The sequence below is a fragment of the Virgibacillus subterraneus genome (assembly GCF_900110695.1).
GTDB lineage: Bacteria > Bacillota > Bacilli > Bacillales > Amphibacillaceae > Lentibacillus > Lentibacillus subterraneus.
The window spans coordinates 536143-553604 of the sequence record NZ_FOEH01000001.1 but is presented as its reverse complement, the minus strand read 5'-3'; the positions used below and the strand labels follow the sequence as shown (position 1 = coordinate 553604).

General features: G+C 40.6%; 18 protein-coding genes. 1 reads left to right on the top strand and 17 read right to left on the bottom strand.

Annotation, left to right across the window (positions count from 1 at the left end):
* Positions 1–9 precede the first annotated feature (9 nt).
* From spoIID to BMY13_RS02645, 5 genes are all read right to left on the bottom strand, one after another.
* Positions 10–1140, bottom strand: coding sequence for a stage II sporulation protein D (gene spoIID, locus BMY13_RS02665; RefSeq protein ID WP_092491474.1), 1131 nt, complete (start codon positions 1138–1140; stop codon positions 10–12).
* A gap of 127 nt (positions 1141–1267) precedes the next feature.
* The gene (locus tag BMY13_RS02660; RefSeq protein WP_092502296.1) at positions 1268–2284 is read right to left on the bottom strand and encodes an ABC transporter ATP-binding protein; all 1017 of its coding nucleotides are present in this window, start codon (positions 2282–2284) and stop codon (positions 1268–1270) included.
* A gap of 2 nt (positions 2285–2286) precedes the next feature.
* A complete protein-coding gene (locus BMY13_RS02655; protein WP_092502294.1) occupies positions 2287–3228 on the bottom strand; it encodes a C40 family peptidase in 942 nt (313 codons plus the stop codon).
* 26 nt (positions 3229–3254) lie between these two features.
* Positions 3255–4349, bottom strand: a complete 1095-nt coding sequence (locus BMY13_RS02650) for a mandelate racemase/muconate lactonizing enzyme family protein (protein ID WP_092502292.1) — start codon at positions 4347–4349, stop codon at positions 3255–3257.
* A gap of 21 nt (positions 4350–4370) precedes the next feature.
* Positions 4371–5291, bottom strand: coding sequence for a S66 peptidase family protein (locus BMY13_RS02645; protein ID WP_092502290.1), 921 nt, complete (start codon positions 5289–5291; stop codon positions 4371–4373).
* 56 nt (positions 5292–5347) lie between these two features.
* Between BMY13_RS02645 and BMY13_RS19145 the strand changes: the two genes are divergently transcribed.
* A complete protein-coding gene (locus BMY13_RS19145) occupies positions 5348–5560 on the top strand; it encodes a hypothetical protein (RefSeq protein ID WP_139184786.1) in 213 nt (70 codons plus the stop codon).
* A gap of 163 nt (positions 5561–5723) precedes the next feature.
* Here the strand turns inward: BMY13_RS19145 and BMY13_RS02640 are convergent, their stop codons facing one another.
* The 12 genes from BMY13_RS02640 to atpG all read right to left on the bottom strand — a co-directional run bounded on the left by BMY13_RS02640 (position 5724) and on the right by atpG (position 17438).
* Positions 5724–7367 (bottom strand): peptide ABC transporter substrate-binding protein, encoded by a 1644-nt coding sequence (locus BMY13_RS02640; protein WP_092491468.1) that lies wholly within the window; start codon positions 7365–7367, stop codon positions 5724–5726.
* Between the two features lie 23 nt (positions 7368–7390).
* On the bottom strand, positions 7391–8395 hold the full coding sequence (locus tag BMY13_RS02635) for an ABC transporter ATP-binding protein (protein WP_092502288.1): 1005 nt from the start codon (positions 8393–8395) through the stop codon (positions 7391–7393).
* A gap of 9 nt (positions 8396–8404) precedes the next feature.
* A complete protein-coding gene (locus tag BMY13_RS02630) occupies positions 8405–9358 on the bottom strand; it encodes an ABC transporter permease (protein WP_092491466.1) in 954 nt (317 codons plus the stop codon).
* 1 nt (position 9359) lies between these two features.
* Positions 9360–10292: an ABC transporter permease gene (locus BMY13_RS02625; RefSeq protein WP_092491465.1), complete on the bottom strand. Its 933-nt coding sequence runs from the start codon at positions 10290–10292 to the stop codon at positions 9360–9362.
* Between the two features lie 12 nt (positions 10293–10304).
* Positions 10305–11129 (bottom strand): M55 family metallopeptidase, encoded by an 825-nt coding sequence (locus BMY13_RS02620; RefSeq protein ID WP_092502286.1) that lies wholly within the window; start codon positions 11127–11129, stop codon positions 10305–10307.
* 261 nt (positions 11130–11390) lie between these two features.
* Positions 11391–12719 carry a UDP-N-acetylglucosamine 1-carboxyvinyltransferase gene (murA, locus tag BMY13_RS02615; protein ID WP_092502284.1) on the bottom strand — a complete coding sequence of 443 codons (1329 nt, stop codon included), beginning with the start codon at positions 12717–12719 and terminating at the stop codon, positions 11391–11393.
* A gap of 34 nt (positions 12720–12753) precedes the next feature.
* Positions 12754–13470: a YwmB family TATA-box binding protein gene (locus BMY13_RS02610; RefSeq protein ID WP_092502282.1), complete on the bottom strand. Its 717-nt coding sequence runs from the start codon at positions 13468–13470 to the stop codon at positions 12754–12756.
* A gap of 133 nt (positions 13471–13603) precedes the next feature.
* Positions 13604–13834, bottom strand: coding sequence for a DUF1146 family protein (locus BMY13_RS02605; protein ID WP_092491461.1), 231 nt, complete (start codon positions 13832–13834; stop codon positions 13604–13606).
* Positions 13835–14024: 190 nt separating this feature from the next.
* Complete coding sequence (locus BMY13_RS02600) at positions 14025–14228, bottom strand: hypothetical protein (RefSeq protein WP_092502280.1); 204 nt, start codon at positions 14226–14228, stop codon at positions 14025–14027.
* Between the two features lie 166 nt (positions 14229–14394).
* Positions 14395–14790, bottom strand: a complete 396-nt coding sequence (locus BMY13_RS02595; RefSeq protein WP_092491460.1) for a F0F1 ATP synthase subunit epsilon — start codon at positions 14788–14790, stop codon at positions 14395–14397.
* Positions 14791–15122: 332 nt separating this feature from the next.
* Positions 15123–16535, bottom strand: coding sequence for a F0F1 ATP synthase subunit beta (gene atpD / locus BMY13_RS02590; protein WP_092502278.1), 1413 nt, complete (start codon positions 16533–16535; stop codon positions 15123–15125).
* Between the two features lie 39 nt (positions 16536–16574).
* Positions 16575–17438, bottom strand: coding sequence for an ATP synthase F1 subunit gamma (atpG, locus tag BMY13_RS02585; RefSeq protein ID WP_092491458.1), 864 nt, complete (start codon positions 17436–17438; stop codon positions 16575–16577).
* Positions 17439–17462: the final 24 nt, after the last annotated feature.

Sequence of the window (17462 nt, the reverse complement as noted above, 5' to 3'; positions counted from 1 at the left end):
AGCTTCAGATTATTTAGCTACTAATGTTGGTACTGTTTCATCAAGTGGGTTAACTTCTATACCTTTGTAGTAGTACTTGACAATTTCCTTGTAGTTCTTACCTTCTTTAGCCATTCCGTTTGCTCCGTATTGGCTCATGCCTATTCCATGTCCGAAACCTTTTGTTTTAAAAATCAAATGGTTGTTCTTTTGCTCGATGGAAAAGTCACTTGATTTTAATTCTAGTTCTTCACGGATTTTCCGACCTGAATAGGTTTGATCTGCAATTTTCAATTTGTCGACACGGTTGCTTTCTGTTCGAGTAATTTCCATTGTAAGCTTATCATTGTTTGGCAAATCTACCCCTAGAAGTGATTCCACTTCCTGCATGGTAAATATTTTTTGGTCTAAAAATTTTGGTGAATTTTTATCCCATGGACTTTTCACACTGCGTAAATAGGGTACTTCATTTTCCCAGTAATCCTCGGAATTCTCGGTATAACCGTTACTTGTTGAAAAAAAGGCTATTTGGATTGGTGCATTATTATAGGTTAGAATTTCTCCTGAGGTTTCTGAAACTGCTTTTTTTATTTTATTAATTTTCCAACTATAGTCACTGCCCCATTCTTCCCTTAGCTCCTTTTCGTTATGATAAACCTGATCGTATATTGTATCTGTTACATCTGAGGCATCTGAATTACCTTGTTGCATAAGGTGATTCACGATGAACGTCCTTGCTGCTAGCGCTTGTGCCTTTAAGGCTTCGACTTCAAATTTAGCTGGCATTTCAGAAGCCACTACACGCGAAACATATGTCTCGAGTGGTACATCCTCGACAGTGTCGGAGTTAGCCCGCATTACCGCAACAGAGAATGGTGACTTTCCCATTGTAATTTCGACTTGTTCAGGTGTATCATTTTCAATCGTCACATTCTTCTCCCCGTCCTTGGCAACAAACGGAACAACTACTAACGTTGGAATGACTAGAATGATGGTAATCAAACTTGCAAAAAATAAGATGCTTGGAACTTTCCACGATGTGGGTGTCTTATTGAGGTTTAATGGTTTCTTTCTTTTCTGAAGTAATTGCAATTTTAATGTTTCACTTTTGCGCTGCTTTTTCTTTTTCCAAGCTTTAGGAAGGTTTTTATTTTTTTTCATTAACTGCCTCCTTACCAATATGTTTAGTATAGTGCCTATTTGGTTTCATTTCTAGCATTCCTACTATTAAATTTATACAGTAATCGAAAACAATAGAACTAGATAATGAAAAAAAGCCTGTGCAAATTTATCGCTGCACAGACTCTGCTCCGACTCTACTATTTTTTTCGTGACCTTTCAATGATTCATCATATAGGTGGCAGGCGACATAATGGTCTTGTTCAACTTCTCTCCATTCCGGGACTTTCGCTGAACAGACTTCCATCGCCATTGGACAGCGAGTGCGGAATACGCAGCCGCTTGGCGGGTTAATCGGGCTTGGCAATTCACCTTCCAGGATAACCCGCTCTCTGCTATCTTCAATATCCGGATCTGGAATCGGGATAGCTGATAATAAAGCTTGTGTATATGGATGGAGCGGTTTTTCATAGAGTGCTTCACTCGCCGTTAATTCAACCATGTTTCCTAAATACATAACCCCGATGCGATCGGAAATTTGTTTAACCATTGATAAGTCATGGGCAATGAACAGGAATGTGAGCCCTTTTTCTTCCTGTAGTTTTTTTAACAAGTTGACAACTTGTGCCTGGACGGAAACATCCAATGCTGAAATTGGTTCATCGGCAATGAGAAAATCTGGATTTAATGCCAATGCACGAGCAATTCCAATCCGCTGACGCTGGCCACCGCTAAATTCATGCGGGTAACGATTAGCATGGTCTCGATTCAACCCAACCTCTTCCAGCAATTCATAAACACGATCAAGTTGTTCACTTTTATTTTTAAATATTCCATGTACTTCCATTGGCTCAGCAATTACTTCCTTAACCGTTGAGCGTGGGTTAAGCGATGCATATGGATCCTGGAAAATCATTTGCATGTTGCGGTAGAATTTAAATCGTTCCTTTTCATCCATTTCATGAACGTTCTGTCCATCATAAATAACATCGCCTGACGTTTTTTCATACAGGCCCATGATGGTGCGTCCAGTTGTCGATTTCCCGCACCCAGATTCTCCAACTAGCCCGAACGTTTCTCCTTTGTTGACGTGAAACGTAACGTTATTGACAGCTTGAAGGACTTTTCCTTTACTCATACTAAAATATTTGTGCAGCTCGCTAACTTGTAGAATTTTCTCATCCATTGTTATTTCTCCTCTGCTTTCTGCCAGTATCTTGTGGCAGCACAAAGCTCTTTTTCATATACAGTTCCACTGAGATTAATGATTTCAATGCCTTTTCCTGTTTGTGGGGAATGGAGCATTTTCCCATCGCCATAATAAAATCCAACATGGTGCAATTTACCCTTTCCCTCTTCATATGCAAAAAACATTAAATCGCCTGGTAACAGCTGATCATATGGAACTCTTTCTCCTGCATCTGCCTGATCACCAGCATCACGAGGAATCTGATAGCCATTTGCTTTGTGCATCGCATAAGCGAATCCTGAACAATCATAGCCAAATGAGCTCATGCCACCCCAAAAGTAGTCAAGCCCTACATAGCGCTCACCATCTTCAATAAGTTTGTGACCACTTTGTTTTTCCAATCCTTTGCTTGCAGGGAAAACAGTTACGGCTGAATTTGGTAAAAACCCGGCTCCATGCGGTGTATTCACTTTGACTCTATCATCAATCTGTTCGATTACCGGCAGAGTCGTCATGTAACTGAGCTTTAAAACGTTGTTGCCATTTTCAGATTCAAGCCATACTTTATCATCGACTACAGCTGCAGTATTTTCGGTTTGCCAATCCTGTTGATTGACTTGTTTAAGCTGTTGCATCGGAACCCACCCTGGATACCCACGGCCATCCTTTTTAGATGGCTGCGTTGGTACGACAACATGTGCCCAGTCATCCTTTGTTTCGGTAATGATAACTGCCTCACCATATAGTAATTGAGATTGAACACGATTTTCATCACATAGGGCTACATTTGTTTCGTATGTTAAACTATCAATCCACTTATCTATGTTGGTTGGGTTCGTGATGCCCGGGGTGTCTAACGTACGTGCAGATGTTGGTGAAGTCCACACTGTAGCCACTTGTACCGCCGTCACCCATAATTGATCAAACGTTTGATTAGTCACTGATTTGCTCCCCCTTTTGCTGCTAATTAATCCACGATAAATTTTTCATTAATTTTCTCAATTCCTAAACCTGTGCCGACCCCTAACTCAATATCGCTTTCCTTATATGCGATCCCGCCCTCAATTAAATCTTCTGAAAGCATTAATGGTGCGTCAAAATCATATCGGTTTACATTGGGCTGACTTGCAGCAAAATGCGCAGCTGCGGTAATTCCAATTTTTGTTTCGATCATGCTGCCAACCATACATTCAATTCCGTAAATATGTGCTAGTTTGGCAATCCTCAATGCTTCGTGAATGCCTCCTGCTTTCATAAGCTTAATGTTTATTAAGTCGGCAGCTCCGTTTTCCAGCACACGTTTTGCATCATGGATTGAAAAAATACTCTCATCGGCCATGATTGGGGTTTGAGTATTTTCTGTTACATATTTCAACCCTTCTACGTCATATGCTTTAACCGGCTGTTCTACTAGCTCAACATCAAGACCGAGGTCCTCCATCTTCTGAATCGCACGAACAGCTACTTTTGCATGCCAGCCTTGGTTTGCATCGAGACGAATAAGCGCATGACCTCCGATACGTTTTCGGATTGCTTTGATACGTTCAATATCTTTCTCGATTTTATCTTTGCCGACTTTAACCTTTAATATGGAGAACCCGTCATGGATGTATTGCTGTGCATCATCAGCCATCTCATCAGGGTGGTTTACACTGACTGTATAGTCGGTCTCTATTGTACTGGAATAGCCGCCAAGAAATTCGAACAGCGGCATGCTGGCTTGTTGTGCGATGCAATCGTAAATCGCCATATCAACCGCTGCTTTAGCACTTGTGTTTCCAACAGCACTTTTATAAAGCCTTTCAAAGACCTGCTCACGGTTCCGTAATGATTCTCCGAGTAATAACGGTTTGAAAATTTTTGTGATCGCATAATCAATACTCGCCAGACTATCCCCTGTAATAACATGTGTCGGTGGTGCCTCGCCATAGCCAACAATTCCGTTATCACAGGTTACTTTGACGACAACAGACTCGGCAACAGTCACCGTTCGTAACGCGGTTTTAAACGGTTTATGTAATGGTATTGCTATTTGAAATGTTTCGATGTTTTGTATATTCATAGATTTGACTCCTCCAGTAACTTACTTCACTCCTGCATCGATAGTGAGTGATTTCTCAGCTGTTGACAATTCCGCCGATGTGCCAAGTGGTACTGAAAAGTGCGGGAGGCAGTGGCCAATTTTAAAGCCTGACATCACCGGACACTGAAGGTCGGCAAAATAATCATGAAAAACCTGTTCCAATGACAGAGATGGTTTTTCTTTTTTCGGTTCGGCTTCGGCAAAATCCCCAACAATAATTCCCGCTGCATCAGTCAGTTTTCCGGCAAGTTTTAACTGGTTCAGCATCGCATCAACTCGATACGGCTCCTCGCCTATATCTTCGAGTAACAGCAGTTTTCCTGTTGTATCAATTTCATATGCTGTACCTAATGTACTAATCAGCAGGGACAGGTTTCCCCCAACTAACGTACCTGTTGCTTCGCCCGGGACAAGGACTTGCAGTGAGGAAATATCTTCCGTGTAGAATAGTTTCGCAGGTTTAAATAATTGCTGGAATAAGCGTGCAGACAACGAATCAAAATCAGCATCCGCAATATCAGATGCAAGCATTGGACCATGAAACGTAACAAGATCAGTTGCTTGGCGAATCGTTGTATGTAAATAGGTTATGTCGCTATAGCCCCAAATGATTTTCGGATTTTGTTTGATTAGCTCGTAATCAATATCCTTGGCGATTCTCCCAGTACCATATCCGCCTCTGGCGAAAATAATTGCCTTAACACTTTTGTCAGCTATCATATCGTGAAAGTCAGCTAACCGCTGTTCATCCGTTCCGGCCAAATAGCCGTGAACTTCGTCAATATATTTTCCCAGTCTGATGTTCAGGCCCATTTTTTCAAAAAAAGGAATAGCCCGCTTCAAGCGTTTCATATCAACTGGGCTTGCTGGTGCAATCACACCAATCGTATCACCATTATATAAACGTTCTGGAAGTATCATCAGAATACCTCTTTCTGTGCTTTAAAATTTAAAGTGGAAAGAAGGAGTGGCCCGGGATGAGCCATTCCTCCTTAACACTTAATAGGTTGTCGCTCGAGTTTGGCTGCTCGTCGCTCGAGTTTGGCTGCTCGTCGCTCGAGTTTGGCTGCTTCTCGCTCGAGTTTGGGCGCTTGTCGCTCGAGTTGGGTGCTCGTCGCTCGAGTTTGGCTGCTCGTCGCTCGAGTTTAGCTGCTTGTCGCTCGAGTTGGGTGCTCGTCGCTCGAGTTTAGCTGCTCGTCGCTCGAGTTTGGCTGCTCGTCGCTCGAGTTTGGCTGCTCGTCGCTCGAGTTTGGCTGCTCGTCGCTCGAGTTGGGTGCTCGTCGCTCGAGTTTGGCTGCTTCTCGCTCGAGTTAGGAGCTCCGTCGCTCGAGTTTCAAGATATATAAGATGAGTCTATTTCTTATCTGCCCATTTAAGTTCTAGATAACCTACTGGATGGCGTACAACTCCAGTTACGTCATCTTTATAGATAAACACTTGGTTATAATAATGAATTGGGAAAATAGGCATTTCTTCAGCTAGTAAGCTCTCCGCTTCATACATTAATCCCCAACGCTTTTCTTCATCTGTTTCCGTTTTAGCCTGTGAAATCAACTCATCATATTTTTCGTTTGACCAGCCAGTACGGTTCATAGTTGAATCGGTAACAAAGCTTTCCAGGAAGTTTACCGGATCGCCATAGTCAAATATGAATGAACTACGTGACAGCTGGTGTTTTAATCCTTTTTGATCTTCGAGGAATACGTTCCACTCCGTGTTCTCAAGCGTTACATCAACACCAAGGTTCTCAGTGAACATATCCTGTAGTGTTGCAGCAATCGCTTTGTGTGACTCACTTGTATTATACGTTAATGTTACAGGTGGCAACTCGTCATAACCTTCTTCGGCCATACCTTCTTCTAGTAGTTTCTTAGCTTGTTCTGGGTCAAAATTCACAAGATCGCCATTGGCTTCACGGAATTCTTCACCACTCGGTCCTGTAAACCCAGGTGATACAAAGCCTGTTGCCGCTTTTTCTTTATTTTTTGTTACATAGTCAACAATATTCTGCTGGTTAACCGCTAATGCAAATGCTTTACGGATCTTAGCATTCTGGAACGGTTCTTTTGTAACATTAAAGCGATAGAAATAAAGTCCAGCTTGTTCCTCGATAACAACATTGTCACCATCCAACAGCTGTTCAGCCATGTCTGGTGGAATATTCGTCATATCAAGCTCATCACTTTCAAACATTTGATACTCGGTGTTTGTATCATTAACCATTGCCCAATTTACTTTATCTAATTTCACTGTATCTTTATCCCAATATTGATCGTTCTTTACCATAACCATTTCACTATCGTGTGACCATGATTCAAGTTTGAATGGTCCGTTGGCTACAAATGTTTCTGCTTCTGAAAACCATTCTGGGCTTTCTTTTGCCACTTCAGCGTTTACCGGGAAGAATGCTGGATTCGAAATTACTTGTAAAAAGAATCCGGTTGGTGCAGTTAATGTTACTTCAAATGTTTTTTCGTCTACTGCTTTTACCATTACATCTTCAGCAGATCCTTCACCACTGTTGTATGCCTCGCCACCTTCGATAAAGTAGCCTAGGAATGCAGCAGGTGAACCAGTTTCAGGATTTAACAGCTGCTTCCATGCATAAACAAAATCTTCTGCTGTTACAGGGTCCCCATTTGACCAGTTTGCATCCTCACGAAGATGGAATGTGTATGTTTTATCACCATTGGATTTTTCCCAATCCTCAGCCATTGCTGGTTGTGGGGTATCATCTTTCCCTAAACGTGTTAAACCTTCCATTAGGTTGTTCAAGACATTCCATGAAACTGAGTCAAAACCAACTGGTGGATTTAATGATGTAGGTTCTTCCCCATTGTTCATATACAATACTTTTTCTTCACTTTCTGCCCCTTCACTGTTGCCTTCTCCGTCATTACCTTCGTTGCCTGAATCATCGCCGCCCGAACTCGTTGTACACGCAGCTAATGCGATAATCGTTAATACAGAAATAAATAATAAAAACCATTTCTTCATAAGTTGTAACGCCCCTTTTGTTTTTATTTTGTTGCTGTACTTGCTAAAAGCTGTTTAGCCCGTTCATCCTGCAGCCAGCAATCCACTTTGTGTGAGTCGCTGAGTTCAGTCTGATCCGGGTAAACTTTATTACACACCTCCATTGCGAATGGACATCTTGCTGTAAATGGACATCCTGCGGGAGGTGAGAATAAATCTGGTGGTGTTCCGTCAATCGGAATTAATTTTTCGCCTTGTAAGTCAAGACGTGGGACTGATTTAAGCAGTCCTTTTGTATATGGATGTTCTGGGTTGTAAAAAATCTCTCTCCTGCTGCCAACTTCAATTATTTTTCCGGCATACATAACGGCAATGCGGTCGGCAATTTTGGCAACTACTCCAAGGTCATGGGTAATCAAAATAATGGAGACACCCATTTGTTGCTGAATTCTATCAAAGAGTTCCAGGATTTGTGCCTGAATCGTTACATCGAGTGCTGTTGTTGGCTCGTCTGCTATAAGCAGATCCGGTTCACAAATAAGTGCCATTGCAATCACAATTCTCTGTCGCATTCCACCGCTGAATTGGTGGGGATATTGCTTTAGTCGTTCATCAGGATTTGGAATTCCTACCAAATCCATCATTTCGATTGCTTTTGCCTTTGCATCAGTACTTGACGTATTATAATGTTGCCGTAATCCCTCAACAAGCTGTGTGCCAATTGTTAACGTTGGGTTCAATGCTGTCATCGGATCCTGAAATATCATTGATATATCAAAGCCGCGAATGGAACGCATTTCTTTTTCCGGAAGACTTGTTAAATCCTTTCCATTAAATGTAATCGTCCCGTTCGAAATTTTGCCCGGTGGATCCGGTATCAGCCGCATGATTGCATTTGACGTAACACTTTTTCCGCAGCCTGATTCTCCAACGATTGCTAGTGTTTCTCCTTTAATTAAATGAAAATTCACCCCCCGTACAGCTTTGACCGTTCCCCCATATGTAGAGAACGTTACGTGAAGATCGTTTACTTCAAGTATTTTTTCCATTTGTGTCACCTACTTCCTCAGCTTCGGATCGAGTGCATCCTGAAGCCCGTCGCCTAATACGTTAAATGCAAACATTGTAAATGAAATAAAGAATGCCGGGAAAAATAAAGTCCACCATTTACCGGATAATATTGCCCCTAATGAGTCATTCGCCATGACACCCCAACTTGCAAACGGTGTTTGAATACCTAAACCTAGGAAACTTAAAAACGCTTCTGCGAAAATTGCGGTTGGTACGGTTAAAGTCATTTGTACAATAATCGGTCCCATCGTATTTGGAAGCAGATTTTTCCGAATGATTCGTTTAGTCTTTGTACCAAATGACTTCGATGCCAGCACAAATTCATAGTTTTTGATTTGCAGAACCTGACCCCGAACAATCCTGGCCATGCCAACCCATCCTGTTATTGTCAGTGCAAGGATAATCGTTGTTAGACTTGGCCCTAAAACTACTAACAGCAAAATAACTACTAATAAGTATGGAAGTCCATATAAAATTTCGATAATACGCATCATGATATTGTCTGTACGTCCGCCTTTATAGCCGGAAATCCCACCATAAATCACACCTACGAAAAAGTCTATGAGAGCTGCCATCAAGCCTACAAATAGCGATATTCGCGCACCATACCATGTCCGTGTAAATACATCCCGTCCAAGCGAGTCAGTGCCAAACCAATGCGTGCCATTTGGTGGCTGAAATTGATTCGGTAAGTTCTGTTCGCGAACGGAGAAAGGTGAGAGCATTGGACCGATTACTGCCATGATTCCTAGTAAAATTAGAAAAATAAGCCCGGCCATTGCTATTTTATTTTTCCGAAGTCGTTTCCAGGCATCCTGCCAATAGGAAAGTGATGGTCTGGAAACAGCCTCTGCTGCTTCATTGTCTTTTTCCTTCCACTTAAACCAGTCATCTGGTACGTCGGCAGGAGAATAGGTTTTTGACTCATCTGCTAGTTTCATATTATTCTCCCCCCTTTTTGTGCATTTTGATTCTAGGGTCTAGTATTCCATAAGCAATATCTACTAAAAATAGTGTGAAGATAAGGAATGCACTATAGAAAACGGTTGTCCCCATAATTACTGGGTAGTCCCGCTGGTTAATACTTTCGATAAAATATTTTCCCATACCTGGGATCGCATAGATTTTTTCAATAACGAATGTTCCCGTCAGAATACCCGCTAGCAGGGTCCCCATAATCGTCACAACAGGCATAAGTGAATTTTTCAAGGCATGCTTTACAACAATCTTCCATGGTGACAACCCTTTTGCACGGGCCATCTTGATATAGTCCTGAGTTAGGACCTCAATCATCGTTGAACGTGTCAGACGGGCGATAATTGCCATCGGACCTGTAGCTAATGCGACGACAGGTAATATCATGTGACGAGGACTTGCCCACGTTGCTGCTGGCAATATCCCCAAATATACTGCAAATGATTGAATGAATATTGTTGCCAGGACAAAGTTAGGAATTGAGATACCGAGAACAGCTATACTCATTGCCAGATAGTCAATAATTCCATTATGTCGTAATGCTGCCAGAATTCCTAAAAGTATTCCAGATATAACAGCAACTAAAATCGTCACCATACCAAGTTCAAATGATACAGGAAAGCCTCGGCTAAGGAGGTCATTTACAGTTTCAGTAGGCTGCTTGATTGATGGTCCGAAATCCAAGGTAACGATTGATTTTAAATAAAGCAAATATTGTATGTAATATGGTTCATCCAGATTATAGTGGGCTTCCAGGTTAGCCTGGACAACTTCATTTGTACCCCGTTCTTCGTTTAACGGTGAGCCTGGTATGGTTATCATAAGGACAAAAGTAAGCGTAACTATAATCCATAACGTTACTGCCATTATGGCAAACCTCTTCAAAATATATCGTAGCATCTGTTTACACTCCTATGAAAAAGTTGTACGCATAGCGAGCTCAGTCATTACCAGCATAGCTTGATACGCTTCTAGAATATTTTTTGCTTGATATTTAACGATTGTAGTGCCTGGCGCTATTTCTGTTCCAGGCATAAGATTTGCCCACTCAGCCTGTCCGTGGTTATTAAATTCAATCTCTAAGGTAGGATTTTCGGGTAGTGTTAACGGCTTAACATTATGCCGATTATCCAATGCTTGGTTTACTTTATTGGTTAGTAGCTCCCCTGCCTTTTTAGGAGTTAGGCTTTTGACCGACGACCGTGAGATAGTCTCTTTTACTGCGGCGGTTGTAATGTTTGGAATTAGTTCCTCCGCTTCTTTGGCAGCTTGATCATCACCAGCAACCATTAAAATTGGAACACCGTAATAGCCCGCAAGATAAGCGTTTAACCCAAGCTCTCCGATTGGCTTATCGTTGATATAGAAATTCCGTACTGCGTGAATCATGGCATGTGACATTACACCGTATTGACCTGCACGAGCATGGTATCCGACAAACATTGCTCCTGCATAGCTATCATCCAATCCTTGCATCATAGAATAGGGTTTTACTTCCCCTGTAATTAAAGTTGCATCCGGATTCAGCTGTTCTATTAAAATATTATTCATTTTAGAGTGACTATCATTTATTAAGATTTCATCACAACCAAACTTATACGCAGTATCAATGACATAATTTGTTTCATCTGTCATAATTTTACGTCCGCGTTCATAGTTGTGTTCTTTGTAGTCCACATATGTATAATCAGGAAGTCCTGTTATTCCTTCCATGTCTACAGAAATGTATAATTTCATGATGTATGCTCCTTTTTGAGTTCGTAATTTTCTTTCAATTTTACCATAGAAAAGCTAAAATACAATGATGAATTTGAATGAAATTAATGTTTGGAACATATTTAATTAGAAAACTTAACAATAGCCAAGCACTATTAGTGGGCACCATAGTTGCAATATGCAGTAAGAAAATATGCCTGTTTTTTTGCAAAAGAAAAGGCAGATGTCAAAAAAACTAACATCTGCCTCAAATCTTATATTCTATAAATTCATTTTACTTACCTAGGAAAGCTCAGCAATAATTGATTCATTTTGTTTATCTACTTGTACAAAGGGGTTAACAACATCCCCGTTTTCATCTACACGTTCAATATCCGCACCTAATGCAGCTAATTTTCCAGCGAAATCAACATATCCGCGATCAAGATGCTTTAATTCTGTCACACGTGTGAATCCTTCTGCACGTAGTCCAGCCAAAATTAGTGCTGCAGCCGCACGTAAATCAGATGCAGCAACTTCAGCACCTTGCAGATCAGATGGCCCTTCAATAATAACACTGCGGCCTTCTATTTTCATTTTAGCATTCATGCGGCGAAATTCCTCCACATGCATAAAACGGTTCTCAAACACTGTTTCAGTTATAACACTAGTGCCATATGCACTAAGCATTAATGACATCATCTGTGACTGCATATCAGTCGGAAACCCTGGATGTGGTAATGTCTTAATGTCAGTAGACTTTAATTTATCAGGTCCAATAACCCGAATACCATCATGCTCTTCCAGAACGGTTACATCCATTTCTTGCAGTTTGGAAATAACAGAACGCAAATGCTCAGTTTCAGCATTTTCGATAAATACATTTCCACCAGTTATTGCTGCTGCGACCATAAATGTCCCAGCTTCTACACGGTCTGGAATAATCCCATGCTCCGTTCCATAAAGTTTTTCGACACCTTCAATACGAATTGTTTCTGTTCCAGCACCAATTACTCTAGCGCCCATTTTGTTAAGGAAATTAGCTAAATCAACAATCTCAGGTTCTTTAGCGCAATTTTCTATAATAGTCTTACCCTCAGCTAGTGCTGCAGCCATGATAATATTTTCTGTTGCACCAACACTTGGCATATCCAAATAGATTTTTGCACCGTGCAGACGTCCTTCTGATTCCAATTCCACAAAACCATTACCAACGTGTACATTTGCACCCATAGCCTCAAAGCCTTTTAAATGTAAATCTATTGGTCGTGATCCAATCGCACAGCCACCAGGCATCGCAACCTTCGCATGACCATAACGAGCCAGAAGTGGCCCAAGAACAAGCACGGATGCACGCATTTTACGTACATATTCGAAAGGAGCTTCTGTTTTCAAGGGTTTTGTTGCATCTACGTTAATTGTATTATTTTCAAAATGTACGTTTGCATTCATATTTCGTAAAACTTCATTAATTGTATACACATCAGCTAAGTTAGGAACGTCGGTGATAATACTTTCACCTTCGCTTGCAAGAATACTTGCAGTGATTACAGGTAACACTGCATTTTTGGCACCTTCTACTTTAACAGTGCCATTCAGTTGATTCCCGCCTCGTACTATGATTTTTTCCATATTCCAAATCTCCTTATGTTCCATTTTCACTATATTAATATTCAGTAATCAGGATAGGTGTTCCTATCGTTAGTTTGGTTTTCCCATTTTCAATATCTTTAAACGCTAGTTGTAAGTTCATAGGCTTATCCATTATAGTGATTTTCTGGTCCCATAATGGTGTATACCCATACACAACTTTATTTAACATTGAATTTTCTACTGTATCTGACTGTTCGTCTATATTCTGTAAGTTCAACGATTCTTTTATTCTATTTAAAAAATAAACACTTCCAAGTTTACCACTTAATGTTGTAGTAATACAAGCGAATTTTGTAGATTTATCACTAAAAAAATCATATTGTATCGATTCAAGTCTATTTAAATAATCTTTTTTAATAGATTTATTCCATGAATTCCCTTCGAGTACTACAGTAAATTGTGCCTGATACTTATCGTCTTTAGGAATGACAATATTATATGTTTCGTTAATATTTGTCTTTTTGTTAATGTACCCAAAAGAATATTTTATACTGTTTTCAGCTTCTTTGCTAGTGACCATTTGACTATTTTTTGTTTTTAGCTTTTTAATTAACTGTTTTACCCTATCCTTGCTCATTTGCTCTTTAATTGTTACCTCCCAATTTTCAACTTCCATATCGTTCCCAGTCAGTGTTGAAGCCAACGCTGACATTTCTTCCTGCTGCTTTTGGCTAACTGCAGCACCCGTAGTTAATAATAATATAATTGACATAAGTACAATCTTCTTCATAAAAAAATCCCCCTTGCAAAACTATATAAATAGTATGAACAGGGAGATTACTTAAAATACCTAGAAAACCTAGTAAATTATCGACATGATTTTCATATGATAGATTTATAAATTTGTATTAATTAGTGATGTTTTAGAAAAGAAACATTAGATCTTGAGACCATTGAAGAAATTCCAAAAAGAACCTGCTAACCCCGGCCCCAATAACTATTGTAATGAACATAATTAAAATTCTTGCTTCCGTTTCACGACCCTTCCTTATTAGTGGATCGAAATTAACCGTTGTAACGACTCTCCAAGTTATATATATGAAGATTAAATGCGATATCATACTTATTAATGCTGTTAGTCCAATTGACGACATATTTTCACACCTTGCTTTTAATGATTTTACTACTCGATTGTTATTTCACTACTGTAACCTTGCCATGTATAGTGCTTGTTGTCAATTATTTGATTGTCGAGAGAAGTGTTTAAGAATGCGACTATTTATTTCATTTCCCGGGAAATATCGACATAATATAGTGGGAAATGAAATGGATTAGGGGGGAATCCTACTGAGTAAAACGAGTTGTGATCTTTTTGTAAATGCTGACGCTCTTCTGTTGATGTTCCTTGCCCTTCTGTTGATAATTCGGCTTTTCTGTTGATGTTTCGCCTCTCTGTCGATGTTCCGTTTCTTCTGTTGATGTTTCATGCTTTTCTGTTGATGTTGACGCTCTTCTGTTGATGTTGACACTCTTCTGTTGATGTTTCATGCTCTTCTCTTGATGTATCGCCTTTTCTGTTGATGTTCCACGCTCTTCTGTCGATGTTCCACTCTCTTCTGTTGATTTTACCGTATTAATCGCATTATGTTAAAGAAAATTCAACAACAAAAAAATCCCTTATAACATTCTGTTACAAGAGACTTTTCTGCATTTTTTACCGACCGATTTCCAGTCGATTCGTTGCTCGTTTGAGTGCTAATTCTGCCCGTTGGAAGTCGATATCATCTTGTTTAGACTGGAGGCGTTTCTCTGCTCGTGTTTTTGCTTCTCGTGCACGATCAACATTGATTTCAGAAGGTTTTTCAGCAGACTGAGCAAGAATTGTTACCTTATCTGGCCTTACCTCCAAAAACCCGCCATTCACAGCTAATCGCTCCGTATCATTTTCGCGTTTTAATCGTACACCGCTAATTGTTAAAGGAGCAACCATTGGGATGTGTCCTGGTAAAATACCAAGCTCCCCATTTTCTGCTTTACAGCTAACCATATCGAAACTATCTTCCAATACTGGACCATCAGGAGTAACAACACTCACAGTTAGTGTTTTCAATGTAACCCCTCCTCAGACAAGTAAATAGTCGAATGCGAATTAATACTTCCCACCCGCTATTTTGTCTTCGTTATTGTCTAGCTACGGCTCATAGCGACTAGCGAGACTTCCCTCGCCTCAGTATGATAAGTAAACATCAGCTCTGTTAGTGAAGGCCGACTAAAGTCGGGCTATACGCCCAACGTCGGCATGCCTCTATGAAGGGGCATGTTTCCTTTATCTAGAGGCTTAAGGATAATCAGCTAAAAACGCCGCTTTGCACGGCAACGCTGGTCCACCCTGCATGGCAGGGAGCAGTCCGTTCGTCGCTGTTCAATAGCCTTCGCTTTTCCTTATTCCATGTCTTTTGCTTTTTCAACTACGTCTTCGATGCGACCAACTAGGCGGAATGCATCCTCTGGCAGATCGTCATATTTTCCATCAAGAATTTCTCTGAACCCTTTAACTGTTTCACTAACTGGTACATAAGAACCTTTTTGGCCTGTAAACTGTTCAGCTACGTGGAAGTTTTGAGATAAGAAGAACTGAATACGGCGTGCGCGTGATACAGTTTGTTTATCTTCGTCAGATAATTCATCCATACCAAGGATTGCAATGATATCCTGCAATTCTTTATACTTTTGAATTGTTTGTTGTACTTCACGAGCTACTTCATAATGATCATTACCTACTACTTCAGGGTCTAATGCGCGTGAAGTAGATGCTAATGGATCCACTGCTGGATAAATACCTTGCTCGGATAGTTTTCGGTCCAAGTTGGTTGTTGCATCCAAGTGAGCGAAAGTTGTTGCTGGTGCGGGGTCTGTGTAGTCATCGGCAGGTACATAAATTGCCTGGATTGACGTAACAGAACCTTTATCTGTTGATGTAATACGCTCTTGCAGTTGTCCCATCTCTGTTGCAAGTGTTGGCTGGTAACCAACTGCAGATGGCATACGTCCTAGAAGTGCTGATACTTCCGAACCTGCCTGGGTAAAACGATAAATATTATCAATAAATAACAACACGTCCTGTTGTTTTTCATCACGGAAATATTCAGCCATTGTCAAGCCTGTTAAAGCAACACGCATACGTGCACCAGGTGGCTCGTTCATCTGACCAAATACCATTGCAGTTTTCGCAATAACGCCTGAATCCTTCATTTCATAGTAAAGGTCATTACCTTCACGTGTACGCTCACCTACACCGGCGAATACAGAAATACCACCGTGCTCTTGAGCGATGTTATTGATTAACTCTTGAATTAGAACGGTTTTACCTACACCGGCACCACCGAACAATCCGATTTTACCACCTTTAATATATGGTGCTAGTAAGTCAACAACTTTAATACCTGTTTCTAAAATCTCAGTTTCTGTTGCTAAGTTTTCAAATTCAGGTGCTTCCCGGTGAATTGGATCACGTCGAGTGTCTTCTGCTAATGGTTCGTCAAGATCTATTTTTTCACCTAAAACATTAAATACCCGTCCTAATGTAACTTCACCAACTGGTGCTGTTATAGCACTGCCTTGGTCTTCTACTGGCATACCACGCTTAACACCATCAGTCGATCCCATTGCAATGGTACGAACAGTGTTATCGCCTTGATGAAGTGCAACTTCCAATGTAAGGTCGATATCTACTCCGCCTTCATCTGTTGCTTCAGAACGGACAACTAATGCGTTATAAATTTCTGGAAGCTGGTTGTCGCCAAATTTAACGTCAACAACTGGTCCCATAATTTGTGTAACATGTCCTTTGTTCATCAGTTTCCCTCCTATCTTACTTTCGAACTGGTCAAGTAGCTATTCTAGTGCTGCAACTCCACCAATTATCTCGGTAATCTCTTGTGTGATAGCTGCCTGGCGTGCACGGTTATATGACAATGACAAGTCATCAATAATATCCTCAGCATTATCGGATGCACTGTTCATTGCAGTTCTCCGTGCTGCGTGTTCACTCGCTTTACCGTCTAACAATGCACCGTAAATTAAGCTCTCTGCATATTGTGGTAATAGAACCTTGAGAATTTGCTCTTGATCCGGTTCATATTCATACTGACTGCCACTCATACCAGCCTTACCTTCAATGTCAGTAATCGGCAGTATTTTTTTCGATGTAACTTCCTGAGAAATCGCACTTACATAATGGTTATAATAGATGTTTAATTCATCAATTTCTTCGTCAGTGAACATTTGCACTGTTTCAGATGCAAGTTCTTTAATTTCAGCAAAATCAGGTTGGTCAGCCAATCCGATTATACTCTTGGCAATCGGCATATCACGTTTCTTGAAAAACTCATATCCAATACGTCCAATTGCAACTACTGTATACTCATCTGAAGAATTATGACGTTCGTTAATTGTCCGAAACACATTACGCAGCACGCTGCTGTTATAAGCACCTGCCAAACCGCGGTCAGATGTAATCACAATATAACCAGTCTTTTTAACATCGCGTTTTTGCAACATTGGATGTTGTGCATCCGTGTTTCCGTTTGCAATGCTGCCGACTACTTCCTCCATTTTTTCACTGTATGGAACGAATGATTTAACATTCTGTTCTGCTTTGTTTAATTTGGAAGCGGAGACCATCTCCATAGCCTTTGTAATCTGTTTCATCTTTGTTGTGGAACTAATACGATTTTTAATATCTCTAAGTGATGCCAAGCTTTTTCACCACCCTTTCATTAT